General features: G+C 51.3%; 8 protein-coding genes, 2 tRNA genes and 3 rRNA genes. 2 read left to right on the top strand and 11 right to left on the bottom strand.

The features are described from left to right. Positions 1 to 5: 5 nt before the first annotated feature. The 8 genes from P8S54_RS01440 to msrP all read right to left on the bottom strand — a co-directional run bounded on the left by P8S54_RS01440 (position 6) and on the right by msrP (position 8,222). Complete coding sequence (locus P8S54_RS01440; protein WP_281442925.1) at positions 6 to 665, bottom strand: TetR family transcriptional regulator C-terminal domain-containing protein; 660 nt, start codon at positions 663 to 665, stop codon at positions 6 to 8. Between the two features lie 424 nt (positions 666 to 1,089). After that, positions 1,090 to 1,205, bottom strand: a 5S ribosomal RNA gene (gene rrf / locus P8S54_RS01435). Between the two features lie 115 nt (positions 1,206 to 1,320). After that, positions 1,321 to 4,208 (bottom strand): 23S ribosomal RNA (locus P8S54_RS01430). Positions 4,209 to 4,473: 265 nt separating this feature from the next. Beyond that, positions 4,474 to 4,549, bottom strand: a tRNA-Ala gene (locus P8S54_RS01425). 111 nt (positions 4,550 to 4,660) lie between these two features. Further along, a tRNA-Ile gene (locus tag P8S54_RS01420) sits at positions 4,661 to 4,737 on the bottom strand. Between the two features lie 85 nt (positions 4,738 to 4,822). Further along, positions 4,823 to 6,354, bottom strand: a 16S ribosomal RNA gene (locus P8S54_RS01415). Together the 16S, 23S and 5S rRNA genes with 2 tRNA genes alongside form the textbook arrangement of a ribosomal RNA operon. Before the next feature lie 282 nt (positions 6,355 to 6,636). Continuing rightward, positions 6,637 to 7,236, bottom strand: a complete 600-nt coding sequence (locus tag P8S54_RS01410) for a ferric reductase-like transmembrane domain-containing protein (RefSeq protein WP_281442924.1) — start codon at positions 7,234 to 7,236, stop codon at positions 6,637 to 6,639. A 17-nt stretch (positions 7,237 to 7,253) separates the two neighbouring features. After that, positions 7,254 to 8,222, bottom strand: a complete 969-nt coding sequence (gene msrP / locus P8S54_RS01405) for a protein-methionine-sulfoxide reductase catalytic subunit MsrP (RefSeq protein ID WP_281442923.1) — start codon at positions 8,220 to 8,222, stop codon at positions 7,254 to 7,256. 276 nt (positions 8,223 to 8,498) lie between these two features. Between msrP and P8S54_RS01400 the strand changes: the two genes are divergently transcribed. Continuing rightward, positions 8,499 to 9,488: a cytochrome c peroxidase gene (locus P8S54_RS01400; protein ID WP_281442922.1), complete on the top strand. Its 990-nt coding sequence runs from the start codon at positions 8,499 to 8,501 to the stop codon at positions 9,486 to 9,488. Positions 9,489 to 9,586: 98 nt separating this feature from the next. Next, a protein-coding gene (locus P8S54_RS01395; RefSeq protein ID WP_281442921.1) for an IS3 family transposase occupies positions 9,587 to 10,944 on the top strand; the annotation gives its coding sequence in 2 pieces (ribosomal slippage) (positions 9,587 to 10,066 and positions 10,069 to 10,944; 1,356 coding nt in all). 65 nt (positions 10,945 to 11,009) lie between these two features. Here the strand turns inward: P8S54_RS01395 and P8S54_RS01390 are convergent. Genes P8S54_RS01390 through cydD form a run of 3 tightly spaced genes read right to left on the bottom strand, consistent with a single transcriptional unit; the run spans position 11,010 to position 15,415 of the window. Then, positions 11,010 to 12,002: an adenosine deaminase gene (locus P8S54_RS01390; protein ID WP_281442920.1), complete on the bottom strand. Its 993-nt coding sequence runs from the start codon at positions 12,000 to 12,002 to the stop codon at positions 11,010 to 11,012. Positions 12,003 to 12,029: 27 nt separating this feature from the next. Then, positions 12,030 to 13,742, bottom strand: coding sequence for a thiol reductant ABC exporter subunit CydC (cydC, locus tag P8S54_RS01385; protein WP_281442919.1), 1,713 nt, complete (start codon positions 13,740 to 13,742; stop codon positions 12,030 to 12,032). Beyond that, complete coding sequence (gene cydD, locus P8S54_RS01380) at positions 13,739 to 15,415, bottom strand: thiol reductant ABC exporter subunit CydD (protein ID WP_281444052.1); 1,677 nt, start codon at positions 15,413 to 15,415, stop codon at positions 13,739 to 13,741. The genes cydC and cydD overlap by 4 nt, the downstream gene beginning before the upstream one ends. Positions 15,416 to 15,418 lie beyond the last annotated feature (3 nt).

The following is a 15,418-nucleotide window of genomic DNA, read 5'->3' as shown; positions in this document are numbered from 1 at the left end:
GATAGTTACACGTGGATACTGCTAGACGAGGAAGATTGCCGAATGCCGCAGCCTTTTAAAATTATTTGCTCTAAAAACTGAGAAATCGATTCAATATCCGCTTCACTGAGCGTATTTCGACCTAGTATGCCGCTTACCTGGGCACTATATTCAGTGTAATGCTGAGTAGATGACCAGATCAAAAATATCAGCCAGCGCGGGTCAACATCGTCCATTTTACCCTGCGCTGACCACTGACGAATAATTACCGCCCGAGAGGCTACCCACTCCCTCAGCTCTCCCGATAAATAGTCGCTTAAAAACGGGGCGCCGGCCAAAATTTCAGCGGCGAAGAGCTTTGAACCTTCTGGATAGCGTTGTCCAAGCAACATTTTGGTGCGAATAAACTCACTCAGCACCTGTCCAGGATCACTTTCAGGGGTAATGTCTTCAAGAACCGCATTCCATCGGCTCATCATGCGGTTCAGCAAACGCACGTACAGTGCCTGCTTATTCCCCATGTAATACAGAATGTTTGCTTTAGGCAAACCGGCTTGGTCGGCAATCGCCTGTAGGCTAGCGCCGCGGTAACCGTGGCGAGAAAACACCTGCTCAGCGGCACTTAAGATACTTTGTTCAATACGGTCTCGACTGGCATTTTCATGGTTAGCGGTCTCAGCCGACATGGAGATAGCTCCTTGATTTTTATACAGGTAGTGGACACTGGTGTATGCATGACACTCGAACCTTTTAGCGGTAACCAAGCACTTAATGGTAAACCAAGGGCCTGGCATCCGCTGGCGTTAATACCACCAAAGAGGGCATCTTAACTTTTTTCCATCATCGACAGAACTGACTAATACAAGCTGCCGCTACCCAATGCTTTGCTAGCTTTTTTCCTGTGAGTAAATATCTGACGATGCCTGTTCCGGCCATTTAGCGCTGGGCTTCCGGGGCTTTACGCATATTCTCCTTGAGACTCGCCTTTCGGGCTCGCTAAAGCAGTTCCCGTTTGTGCCCGACAAATAAACCATAGGGGAGACATTTGTTTTCTTTCGCCCAAACAAAACACCCCAGCCTCAAATGAAGCTGGGGTGTTTCTTAATAAGTGCCTGACGATGACCTACTCTCGCATGGGGAGACCCCACACTACCATCGGCGCTAAGCGGTTTCACTGCTGAGTTCGGCAAGGGATCAGGTGGTTCACGCTCGCTATGGTCGTCAGGCGTAACTGGCGATGTATATCATGCTGACGTGTTTGTGTGCGTCTCTATCAAGCCCTGGGCTTGATGCGCGTATCCGGTTCTCGTTATTACTACGACCAGACCCCTTGGGTGTTATAGGGTCAAGCCTCACGGGCCATTAGTACACGTTAGCTCAACGCCTTGCAGCGCTTCCACACCGTGCCTATCAACCAGCTGGTCTCGCTGGGCCCTTTAGGAGGATCAAGTCCTCGGGGATGTCTCATCTTGAAGGGGGCTTCCCGCTTAGATGCTTTCAGCGGTTATCCTGTCCGACCATAGCTACCCGGCAATGCCACTGGCGTGACAACCGGAACACCAGAGGGTCGTCCACTCCGGTCCTCTCGTACTAGGAGCAGCTCTTCTCAAACATCCAACGCCCACGGCAGATAGGGACCGAACTGTCTCACGACGTTCTAAACCCAGCTCGCGTACCACTTTAAATGGCGAACAGCCATACCCTTGGGACCGACTTCAGCCCCAGGATGTGATGAGCCGACATCGAGGTGCCAAACACCGCCGTCGATGTGAACTCTTGGGCGGTATCAGCCTGTTATCCCCGGAGTACCTTTTATCCGTTGAGCGATGGCCCTTCCATACAGAACCACCGGATCACTAGAACCTGCTTTCGCACCTGCTCGACGTGTCTGTCTCGCAGTCAAGCACCCTTATGCTCTTGCACTCACTGCACGATGTCCGACCGTGCTGAGGGTACCTTCGTGCTCCTCCGTTACTCTTTGGGAGGGACCGCCCAGTCAAACTACCCACCACACACTGTCCTCGATCCGGATAACGGACCTGAGTGAGAACGCCAATGATGCCAGGCTGGTATTTCAAGGTTGGCTCCACCCGAACTGGCGTCCGGGTTTCAAAGCCTCCCAGCTATCCTACACAGGCAACATCAGCGTCCAGTGTGAAGCTATAGTAAAGGTTCACGGGGTCTTTCCGTCTAGCCGCGGGTACACCGCATCTTCACGGCGATTTCAATTTCACTGAGTCTCGGGTGGAGACAGCGTGGCCATCATTACGCCATTCGTGCAGGTCGGAACTTACCCGACAAGGAATTTCGCTACCTTAGGACCGTTATAGTTACGGCCGCCGTTTACCGGGGCTTCAATCAAGAGCTTCGGACGAATCCTAACACCATCATTTAACCTTCCGGCACCGGGCAGGCGTCACACCCTATACGTCCTCTTACGAGTTAGCAGAGTGCTGTGTTTTTACTAAACAGTTGCAGCCACCTGGTATCTTCGACCGGTTCGGGCTTAGAGAGCAAGTCTCATCACCCTACGCCGGCGTGCCTTCTCCCGAAGTTACGGCACCATTTTGCCTAGTTCCTTCACCCGAGTTCTCTCAAGCGCCTTGGGATTCTCACCCTGACCACCTGTGTCGGTTTGGGGTACGGTCGCACATGATCTGAAGCTTAGAGGCTTTTCCTGGAAGCGTGGCATCAGTGACTTCCTGACCGTGGTCAGTTCATCTCGTGTCTCGGCTTTAAGGTGCCGGATTTTCCTAGCACCTCGGCCTACTCACTTTCACCAGGACAACCAACGCCTGGCTCACCTAGCCTTCTCCGTCCCCCCATCGCAATCATGTCCGGTACGGGAATATTGACCCGTTTCCCATCGACTACGCCTTTCGGCCTCGCCTTAGGGGCCGACTCACTCTGCTCCGATTAGCGTCGAACAGAAACCCTTGGTCTTCCGGCGAGGGAGTTTTTCACTCCCTTTATCGTTACTCATGTCAGCATTCGCACTCGTGATACCTCCAGCGAACTTCTCAATTCACCTTCATCGGCTTACACGACGCTCCTCTACCGCTCACACCTAAGTGTGAACCCGTAGCTTCGGTACCTGGTTTAGCCCCGTTACATCTTCCGCGCAGGCCGACTCGACTAGTGAGCTATTACGCTTTCTTTAAAGGATGGCTGCTTCTAAGCCAACCTCCTAGCTGTCTGAGCCTTCCCACATCGTTTCCCACTTAACCAGGATTTGGGGACCTTAGCTGACGGTCTGGGTTGTTTCCCTTTTCACGACGGACGTTAGCACCCGCCGTGTGTCTCCCACGCTGTACTCACCGGTATTCGGAGTTTGCCTCGGGTTGGTAAGTCGGGATGACCCCCTAGCCGAAACAGTGCTCTGCCCCGGCGGTAATACGTGAGGCGCTACCTAAATAGCTTTCGAGGAGAACCAGCTATCTCCGAGCTTGATTAGCCTTTCACTCCGATCCACAAGTCATCCAAATCTTTTTCAACAGATCCTGGTTCGGGCCTCCAGTTGATGTTACTCAACCTTCACCCTGCTCATGGATAGATCGCTCGGTTTCGGGTCTATATCCAGCGACTGTGTCGCCCAGTTAAGACTCGGTTTCCCTACGGCTCCCCTAAACGGTTAACCTCGCCACTGAATATAAGTCGCTGACCCATTATACAAAAGGTACGCAGTCACAGAACAAGTCTGCTCCTACTGCTTGTACGCACACGGTTTCAGGATCTATTTCACTCCCCTCTCCGGGGTTCTTTTCGCCTTTCCCTCACGGTACTGGTTCACTATCGGTCAGCCAGGAGTATTTAGCCTTGGAGGATGGTCCCCCCGTCTTCAGTCAAGGTTTCTCGTGCCCCGACCTACTCGATTTCACATGATCAGATTTTCGACTACGGGGCTATCACCCGCTACGGCCGCGCTTCCCAGCGCGTTCGCCTAATCAGTCACATGCTTAAGGGCTGGTCCCCGTTCGCTCGCCGCTACTAGGGGAATCTCGGTTGATTTCTTTTCCGCAGGGTACTTAGATGTTTCAGTTCCCCTGGTTCGCCTCTTACGCCTATATATTCAGCGTAAGATACTCAGCTTATGCTGAGTGGGTTTCCCCATTCAGAAATGCCCGGGTCACAGGTTGTTTGCCACCTCGCCGAGCCTTATCGCAGGCTACCACGTCTTTCATCGCCTCTGGCTGCCTAGGCATCCACCGTGTGCGCTTAATTGCTTGACCCTATAACCCGAAGGAGTCTGGGGTTCGCAATAATAACGATTGCCGGATACGCTTGAGACGTATCACAAAACAATTACGTATAAACACTTCTACGAAGTGTTTATGTCAGCATGATATACATTGTTAAGAGCAGCTGTTCAATGAACAGTGATAAAGCAGTATGTTAAAACAACGTGTTAAAACACAGTGACTTATCAGTGGTCACGAAACATTCACAAACGGACATTAAAGTACGATAAAACAATATGTACAAAACAGCACATAATGGTGGAGCCAAGCGGGATCGAACCGCTGACCTCCTGCGTGCAAGGCAGGCGCTCTCCCAGCTGAGCTATGGCCCCATTGTTTTTGCTGACCTTACCTCTTGCCATTAATTTCTGTGAGACAAGGCAAAATGCGACAACGTATAGCCTGCTATACGAGGGGCATTTTAACGCAGTATCGCAGGAATTTGGTGGGTCTGGGCAGACTTGAACTGCCGACCTCACCCTTATCAGGGGTGCGCTCTAACCAACTGAGCTACAGACCCAAGAGGGGATCGTGCTTAAACCGTTTGCTCTATATCTGATCAGGTAATTCATTGTGAGCGCTTACCGCGAGGATAATGCATCGTTTAAGGAGGTGATCCAGCCGCAGGTTCCCCTACGGCTACCTTGTTACGACTTCACCCCAGTCATGAACCACACCGTGGTGATCGCCCTCTTGCGTTAGGCTAACCACTTCTGGTGCAGTCCACTCCCATGGTGTGACGGGCGGTGTGTACAAGGCCCGGGAACGTATTCACCGTGACATTCTGATTCACGATTACTAGCGATTCCGACTTCACGGAGTCGAGTTGCAGACTCCGATCCGGACTGAGACCGGCTTTCGGGATTAGCGCACTCTCGCGAGTTGGCAACCCTTTGTACCGGCCATTGTAGCACGTGTGTAGCCCTACTCGTAAGGGCCATGATGACTTGACGTCGTCCCCACCTTCCTCCGGTTTGTCACCGGCAGTCTCCTTAGAGTTCCCGCCATTACGCGCTGGCAAATAAGGACAAGGGTTGCGCTCGTTACGGGACTTAACCCAACATTTCACAACACGAGCTGACGACAGCCATGCAGCACCTGTCTCTGCGTTCCCGAAGGCACCAAGTGATCTCTCACAAGTTCGCAGGATGTCAAGAGTAGGTAAGGTTCTTCGCGTTGCATCGAATTAAACCACATGCTCCACCGCTTGTGCGGGCCCCCGTCAATTCATTTGAGTTTTAACCTTGCGGCCGTACTCCCCAGGCGGTCGACTTATCGCGTTAACTTCGCCACAAAGTGCGCTAGGCACCCAACGGCTGGTCGACATCGTTTACGGCGTGGACTACCAGGGTATCTAATCCTGTTTGCTACCCACGCTTTCGCACCTCAGTGTCAGTGTCAGTCCAGAAGGCCGCCTTCGCCACTGGTATTCCTCCCGATCTCTACGCATTTCACCGCTACACCGGGAATTCTACCTTCCTCTCCTGCACTCTAGCTTGACAGTTCCGGATGCCGTTCCCAGGTTGAGCCCGGGGCTTTCACAACCGGCTTATCAAGCCACCTACGCGCGCTTTACGCCCAGTAATTCCGATTAACGCTTGCACCCTCCGTATTACCGCGGCTGCTGGCACGGAGTTAGCCGGTGCTTCTTCTGCGAGTGATGTCTTTCTTAGGGGGTATTAACCCCTAGGCGTTCTTCCTCGCTGAAAGTGCTTTACAACCCGAGGGCCTTCTTCACACACGCGGCATGGCTGGATCAGGGTTTCCCCCATTGTCCAATATTCCCCACTGCTGCCTCCCGTAGGAGTTCGGGCCGTGTCTCAGTCCCGATGTGGCTGATCATCCTCTCAGACCAGCTACGGATCGTTGCCTTGGTGAGCCATTACCTCACCAACTAGCTAATCCGACATAGGCTCATCCAATAGCGGGAGCCGAAGCCCCCTTTCTCCCGTAGGACGTATGCGGTATTAGCCTGGGTTTCCCCAGGTTATCCCCCACTATCGGGCAGATTCCTATGCATTACTCACCCGTCCGCCGCTCGTCAGCATCTAGCAAGCTAGATCTGTTACCGCTCGACTTGCATGTGTTAGGCCTGCCGCCAGCGTTCAATCTGAGCCATGATCAAACTCTTCAGTTTAAAATCATTGTGATGCTTACTCGTTACTTAAGGACTAGCCGAAAGCAACAAAAGCGCATCAAACTTGGCTCAAGGTTCAAACGAATTCATTTCAATTTACATTGTCATGACCGCTTGCCTTGATATTTGGTGATTTATCACCCTCATCGGCAAGCGTCCACATGAATTACCTGATCAAATTGTTAAAGAGCTCTCGAAGGCTGCTGCCGTTCGATGTGTGCATATCATACTGGTATTTTTTTTCTGGTCAAGCACATGGCGTGAGTTTTTTACTCTTAGATTTTACTGGCGGTGAATGAATGCATCAATCAACCGAAAAACAACCAAACCAGCAAATAATAAAGCAAATATAGTAGGTAGCAGATAGTCAGCCCTAGTGAGAACCCAAAGGTGGTATATGCCAAGACCTGCGGAGATATAGATCAGCCTGTGCAACCAGTGCCAAGCTTTCCAACCCATTTTAGCGGGCACCCATTGAAAAGAGGTCAAAGCTAACGGTATAAGCAGTAGCAGTGCAGCAGCTCCATAGCGTATGTATTCAAGGGCAACCATTTCATGCCAAATCCACTGCCACTCCCAGTACTGCTCCAACCCCATCCATGAAAGCATATGTAAAATTAACCAACAAAAAGACCACAGCCCTATTTGACGACGAGCCTTCATAAACCCTAACCAGCGTGTAAGCCGAAACGCAGGGCTAAACGCTATCGTGGCTAACAATAGTGACAGCCCAATCCTCCCAGAGAAATGAATAACGGCTTCCGCTGGATTAGCCCCAAGATCACCGTAATGCCACTGCCATATTAACCATAAGCCTGGCAGTAGACCTGCCGCGAATACGCATAAACGAAAAAAAGATACTGGCGTTGCTTTAACTGCCATAAGTCACTCACTGCTAATCAATAATGTTTTTGAAGATCCATACCTTTATAAAGATGAGCGACTTCATCACCATACCCATTGAACATCAAAGTTTCTCGGCGGCCTGACTCGCCAATCCTACGCTCCCTTGCCTGCGACCAACGGGGATGATTAACATCCGGGTTTACATTGGCGTAAAAACCATACTCTTCAGGGTTGCGCGCTTGCCAGGAAGTAGTGGGCGGCTCTTCAAGAATACGTATTTTGGCAATCGATTTAATGCTCTTAAAACCGTACTTCCATGGCACAACTAACCGAATGGGCGCACCATTTTGATTAGGCATTTTTTCCCCATACATGCCCACAGCTAGCAACGTTAACGGGTGCATTGCCTCATCAATACGCAGTGCCTCTCGATATGGCCAATCGATAATGGAACGGCGCTGGCCTCTTAAATTATCTGGGTCATATAGCGACTCAAATTCAACATACTTAGACCGGGATGTTAGCCCATGGTGATTGAGCAGATCCGCCAGAGGTATCCCAATCCAAGGAATGACCATCGACCACGCTTCCACGCAACGTAATCGGTAAATACGCTCCTCTAAAGAGTGGCGTTTAAGAATATCTTCAAGTGGTATAGCCCCTGTTTTGTCCAGCTCCCCTTCTAGGGTGATACTCCAGGGGTCAACTGGCAAATTATGAGCAAAAACTTCAGGGTCTCGTTTTCCCGTTCCAAATTCATAAAAGTTATTGTAGGTGGTGGCATCTCGAAAGTCGGTAAGCGCTTCACCGCCGGCCAATTCTTGGCTCGGTAAATCGCTTTCGAGGGCGGGCTTAAGTACATCTGCCCAGGCATGCGCATTTTTTGTCAAAAACATGCTGGGAGCCAGCATGACGGCAGCCCCAACAGCAAAACCCTGACGCAAGAAGTGACGACGATTGTCGAATACTGCCTTAGGCGTCACTTCCGATTCAGGAATAACAGGGTATCGGTAACGCGGCATATCACCTCCTTACTATAAAAGACTTAAGACACGTTTTATCACCAGGGTACCTCACCCTCCTTCCTCCATAACCACCCAGCGTAGAATAAACACTAAGCTTAGATAGAAATTGCAAGAAAACTTGACCCAGCGCAAGCCACCCCTTTACCCGACTATTACACTTGGTTGAAAACTAATATTAAAAGCACCTACCTTAATTAAGGCTAGATTAGCAAACTGCAGGACTAGCCGTTGTAAGTGCTATTTATGAGTGCTACTCATGCGAGGGGATCATCGATGAAAATGACGAAAAAAATTCTGCCCGGCATTATTGCCAGTGCAGCATTAATATCTACTGGGGCCATGGCAGCGGAAGACGGTTTTGAAGATTACCGCGACCGCTTTGAGGCGTTGCCATACTTACCCCCTATACCTGCGCACAACTCACTTACCAAAGAGAAAGTTGAGTTGGGTAATATGCTGTTTTTCGAGCCGCGAATTTCTTCCAGCGGTGTCATCAGCTGCGCGACCTGCCATAACCCTGCATTGGGTTGGGCTGACCGTATCCCTCGCGCAGTAGGCCATGACGGCCAAGTCGGTGAGCGCAATACACCAACAGTCCTAAATAGTGGTTTTTTTGAAGCCCAGTTCTGGGATGGCCGCGAACCAGATCTAGAAGGGCAAGCACTTGGGCCTATCGAAGCCGATGTCGAAATGGCAATGGATCTTGAAATGGCGTTGGAACGCTTAACGGAGTTTGATCTCTATCAGGAGAAATTTGCTGAAGCCTATCCTGATGACGCAGATCCAATCAATGCCGACAACCTGGCCAAAGCACTTGCTTCTTTTCAGCGCACACTTAATACACCAAACTCACCGTTTGACCGCTACCTCCGCGGTGACCTAAGCGCCATCAGCGACCAAGCTAAAGATGGTATGGCTGCTTTTGTTAACAATGGTTGTATTGCTTGCCACAGCGGGCCAGCGCTAACAGATAGCCGCTTCCATGCGATCCAAGTTCCAGGCTCAACCGACCTAGGCCGCTACCTAGCAACTGGTGAAGAGAGCGATAAATATCGCTTCAAAACACCTACGCTTAGAAACGTAGCAGTCACCTACCCCTACATGAACAATGGCGCTACTGAAACGCTAGAGGAAGCGGTCGCTATCATGGGCGAGGAGATGCTTGGCCGGGAATTTGATGATGCAACGATTAACGACATCACCGCATTTCTGCATACGCTCACCGGCGAGATGCCTGATTTCGAAATTCCAGCTCTCCCCTGACGCAGGCATTACACCTGAGTTAGCTATCACAAAACTGCCGGCCTTGTGAACTGCACCCCAAAAGTTGGACACTCATCCAGCGATTGGGGTGCTTTTTCATGGCGAAATATTCAGAAGCGTTCAAACTATCAGTAGTGCAAAGCTATTTAGAAGGGCAGCAAGGCTATCAGGGCTTGGCTAAGCAGTACGGTCTTGATCATGCCACCATCAGGCGTTGGTTCAAAAGCTATGAACAGCATGGCCTAAATGGGTTGCAGAAGAAGTTCAGCCACTACAGCGCTGAGTTCAAATTATCGGTGTTGCAACGAATGAGGCAAGAGGATCTCTCAGCCTTACAAGCGACCACCCTGTTCGATATCCGAGGCGGAACGAGCGTCGTACGACGGTGGGAACGTCAGTATTATGAAGGAGGTTTCCAGGCGCTGGAGCCTAAGCCTCGAGGTCGCCCGACGAAGATGCCCACAACAGAGCCCCCCAAGGCCCCACTTTTACAGGCTGAAAAGAGTTCGCTTGAGCAGGTGCTCAAAGAGAACGAATACTTGCGTGCTGAGGTGGCCTACCTAAAAAAATTGAGGGCCTTGCGTCAGGCCAAAGAGCAAGCCGCGCAGAAAAAGCGCGGGTAGTCCTTGAACTGAAGCAAGGCCACCCTTTGCCGACGCTGCTAAAAGTAGCAGAACTGTCGCGTAGCACCTTCTATTATCAGGTAAGGGTTCAGCAGCTGGATGATCGGCATGCTGGTCTGAAGCGTCGAATTCACGCCCTCTACGAGCGTCACAAAGGGCGCTACGGCTATCGACGAATTACAGCAGCATTGCGCCAAGCGGGAGAGCAGGTCAACCACAAAACAGTTCAACGTCTGATGCAGCATCTGGGGTTGAAGTCATTGGTACGCCCAAAGAAATACCGCTCTTATCGTGGACAACAGGCCAGTGTTCCCAATCTTCTTGCCCGTCAGTTTCAGGCTGAACGCCCCAACCAAAGGTGGGTCACCGACGTCACGGAGTTCAATGTCCGAGGTGAAAAGCTGTACTTGTCGCCGGTAATGGATCTCTACAATGGGGAAATCGTGTCCTATTCAATGCAGCAGCGGCCACAGTTCTCGCTGGTAGGGGGGATGCTCAAGAAAGCCTTGGCCAAGCTGGCCAACCAAGAGGCGCCGTTACTGCATTCCGACCAAGGCTGGCACTATCAGATGCCTGCTTACAGGCGCAAGCTAGCGGAGTATGACGTGATCCAGAGCATGTCACGCAAGGGAAATTGTCTAGATAATGCCGCGATGGAGAGCTTCTTTGGAACGCTGAAGTGTGAATATTTCTACCTGAATCAGTTCGACAATATTGAACAGTTACAGGCGGGCATCCGCCACTATATCCATTACTACAACCACGAGCGTATTAAGACCAAGCTAAAAGGCCTGAGTCCGGTGCAGTACCGAAATCAGGCCTTAGCCGCTTAATTTTCACTGTCCAAGTTTATGGGGTCAGTTCACTTGCGCCGGCAGTTCTCTTTTATATACTCAACTTAAGCACGCTCTAAACGCTGCTTAAGTTCTTCGCGGCGCCCCTCACTAGTAAATGCTTCTTCTATCGCATTGCGATTTAACGTGCGAAAAACATCCTCACCCCAACCAAATGCTTCAGCACACGCCAAGTGATTTGTAAGCAAGCCACCCCCAAAGTACGCCGGATCATCTGAACTGATCGTGACTTTTAGCCCTTCCGCTAGCAGGATCGGGAGCGGATGGTCGCTCAATTGCTCAACCACCTTTAAGCTAACGTTTGAAAGCGGGCAAACGGTTAAGACGGTTTGCTGCTCACGAAGGCGCTGGATCACAGCGTTACTCTCTAAGCAGCGCACACCGTGATCAATACGCTGCACATCAAGCACATCGAGCGCTTCAACGATATAGGCCGCAGGCCCCTCTTCACCAGCATGGGCCACACGCACTAAGCCAACATCTTTAGCACGTGCAAATAGTGCCTGAAATTTAACGGGTGGGTTATCGCGCTCAGCACTATCAAGACCAATCGCATCCAGCAGCTTCCAATAAGGCGCCGCTTGTTCAAAAACATGCAGCGCTTCATCCGCTGGCCGATCACGCAGGAATGCCATGATCATGCCAACAGACAAATCTAACGATGTTTCAGCCTCTTCTTTTGCTTGCAACAAGCCCGCCATCACAACCTCAAGGGGCACGCCACGCTGCAAGTGCGCTTGCGGGTCAAAATGCATGTCTATATGCACCACTCCCTCTTCGCGCGCTCGTTTAAAATAATCCATCGCCAAATCATAAAAATCCTGCTGGGTGCGCAGTACATCCATGCCTTGGTAGTAAAGATTTAAAAATCCTTGCAGATCATCAAATTGATAAGCAGCTTTCGCATCTTCAACCGTTGCATAAGGAAGCTCAATGTTATTGCGTTTCGCAAGCTCAAACATTAATGCTGGCTCAAGAGAGCCTTCAATATGCAAGTGAAGCTCTACTTTTGGCAGCCGACGTAAAAACTCATGCATATCGAATTCCTTTTTTTGCTTAGGTAACTAGCTATTTATGCCAGTATCAGCAATTAGCTGTCCCTCAGCAAGCCGCCAAGTGTACTCAACTCTGGGCAATAAACTCGCATCATCTACTTGATGAACAAAGTAAATCACTGTTTTATCCTGCAACCAGTCATCTAAAGCACGCGCTAGATGCTGTGCCGTTTGCGCATCAACACCAGCAAAAGGCTCATCCAGCAGCACCACGTTTGGACTACGTAAAAATAAGCGCGCTAAGGCAACCCGCCTGGCTTGCCCACCGGATAGCTGCTGCCCCTTCTCCCCTACTGGCGTGCCCAGCTTTTGTGGCTGCTGCTGCGCCCAATCGCTTAACGCCACTTGATCCAAGGCACGCCATAGCTCCTTGTTGCTAGCGCTAGGCTTTGCGATACGTAGGTTTTCCGCCAATGATCCATCGAAAAGATCAACCTGCTGGGAAAGCATAGCGAAATGTGCTGCCCGGCTATCTTCTGACAATTTAAACGGCGCAAAACCTGCCACGCTGACATCACCACTAGAGGGTGAAGCTCGCCCCATAAGCAGTTGCGCAAGTGTCGACTTACCCGCGCCGGAGACCCCTGTTATCACCGCTCGCTTAGCGGCTGGCAGCACAAACGAAACATTTCTTAACGCGGGCTCAAGCATATTTGGATAGAAAAATGAGACGCTATTCAAACGAAGGGAGTAGGTCTGGCTCTCGAGGGGAAGGGCCATGGAAGCAGGGCTAAGCGTATTAACCGACAAAATATTCAACCGCTGAACCGCCGCATAGCTTGCCCCTAATTTAATAAAGGCTGAAGGCAATAGGTTAAATGCTTCATTGATCCCCAAAATAATTAATACGGCCATCACCATAATTGGCCCGTTTACACGCCCCTCCCCCAAGGCGATGCTGGCAAGCCACAATACGGCTAACACCAGCATACCGGTCACAATGGAAACTAGTGCGTTACCTAGCGCTGCTTTAAGCGTCAAGCGTCTCTGATTAGCCGCAGCATCCATTTCATGACTGGCAATTTTTCGCTGATGCCAGGCACTGGTACCGTAGCTCATCAGCTCCGCAGAGGCTTGTACTTGATCAAGCACTAAGTGGCGCAGTTCTCTTTGATCGACTGTCTGCTGGTGGCTATTGGCAAACCCAAGCCAAGCATACCCCAGGGTAATAACTAGCCACAGCAGCCCTAACGAAACAGCCACCATGAGAGCAACGCCAGGTAGCCAAATAGCGATAAATGCCGATACAACAAGCAGGCATAACAACGCCACAAAGGGCGGTATCAGTAGGCGAAGGTAAAAATTATCTAGCGTATCAATATCTGCTGTCAGGCGGCTTAGCCAGTCACTGGCCCTACGACGACGTAAGCTAGCATCATCAAGTCGCGTTAAGTACCCGAACACACGAAAGCGTAGATCCGCCAGCAGCGTTAACACCGTATTGTGGTTATAAAGACGCTCCACGTAACGTGCAACCGTTCGCAGCAAGGCAAAAAAACGAATGCCTCCACCAGGCACATAAATATCCAAAGAAGAAGGCAGGCCTGCCGCTAACGCAATACCCGCAAGGGCGCAGGCAGCTATGAACCAGCCGGACAAACCTAATAAAGAGAGCCCTGCTAGCAGCGTAATCCAAACGAGGAAGACGCCAACTAAGAAGCGCTGACGACGTCGCAGTAAGAGAGCAAGCCAGGGTTTGAACTCACGGTAGACACGCCTCATAGGCTTACCTCGTTGAGTTTGCCCGCCTCGCACACAAAGTGGCGAGTAGCCGCATGAACAATAGCGGGATGGTGAGTAGCAATCACTAGCGTTCGCCCCTCTTTAGCCCACTCAAGCAGCGCCTGAATAACGGCTAGTTCTGCTGAGGCGTCCAAATTCGCCGTTGGCTCATCCAATACGACTAGCGGCGCCGTACTTAAATAAACACGCGCAAGGGCAAGCCGCTGGGCCTGCCCTCCCGAAAGACCAACGCCGCGCTCGCCAACAATGCTCTCTAGCCCAGCCGGCAATGCTTCTAATAAGGCCCCCAATCCAGCACGGCGCAACGCATCCGTCATGGCTGCCTCATTCGCCTCTGGATTAGCTAATCGCAGATTATCCGCTATGCTGCCCTGAATAAGACACGGGCTTTGATCAAGCCACGCCACTTTTGCTGACCGTCGGCGATACTCGCCACTTAATGGCGCCATAAAGCCCGCAAAAATCGCTAACAGCGACGATTTTCCGCTACCTGACTCGCCAGTAATAGCCACAACATCACCGACACAAACCGTCATGCTTACTGCCTGCAACGCCGGTGTCCGTCCAACATAGCCCACACTGATACTGGCTAACTCACACTCAACGCCTGACGCTTTCGGCGACGCTATATGATGAGGAACCAATGCTGGTTCATTAAAAATTGTAGCAATACTTTCCGCAGCACCTAACGCCGCCGCACGATCGTGGTAGTGCTGAGAAAGCGTGCGTAAAGGCTGGAAAAACTCAGGCGCCAACAGCAACACTGCCAAGCCAGTGAATAGCGTAAGTGATGGCGATGGACCGTAATCGATGTAGCCTAGCAGACCAAAACCCACATACATGGCAACAACCGCAATAGCGACAGACGCAAAGAACTCAAGCACAGCGGAGGATAAAAACGCCAGTCGCAAGGTACGCATACTTAAGCGGCGATACTCATCCGTGGCATACCAAACGTCCTGCTGAGCGGAACGGGTGTGACCAAAGAGCTGCAACGTCGTCATACCGCGCACGCGATCAATAAAATGCGCAGATAAGCGTGAAACCGCTGCAAATTGATCTCGATTCAAACGCTCCGCGCCCATCCCTACCAAGGCCATAAACAGTGGAATAAGCGGTGCAGAAAGGAGCAAAAAAATAGCTACTAAGTAATCGAGCCACCCCACCACGCAGGCAATTAACAGCGGCAACGCCACCACGATACGTAGCTGGGGGTAAAAACGCGCAAAGTAGCCATCCAGGGCATCAATATGTTCCACAGCCTGAGTAGCCAGGGCACCACTCTGCCGCTGGGTCAACCAAACAGGGCCGAGTTTCGCGATCTTCGCTAGCAACTCGGCCCTGGCAAATTGGCGAATACGCAGACTCGCCTCAGCGCTTAATACTTCTTGCCCCCACTGAAAAAGAGAGCGGAGCCCCACTGCTAGGGCCAGCCCGCCAAAGAGGGGCAAAAGCTCCACAGGCGAACGGCCATGAATCACTAGCTGGTCTATCAGCCAGGCAAGGCCCACCACCAGCACTACGGTTTGAACACCAGCTAAAACACCGCAGGCTGCCGCACCTACCAACCGATTTCGCTCTCTGCGCGCGAGCATGTGAAGCCAGCGGCGCGGCGTAATGAGGGGCTCTTCGCTTTGATCCCGACCGGACATAGG

It is taken from the genome of Halomonas sp. M1 (assembly GCF_029581375.1).
In the GTDB taxonomy this organism is placed as follows: domain Bacteria; phylum Pseudomonadota; class Gammaproteobacteria; order Pseudomonadales; family Halomonadaceae; genus Vreelandella.
Note: the sequence above shows the minus strand (reverse complement) of the source record. Positions and strands in the feature narration are given on the sequence as shown.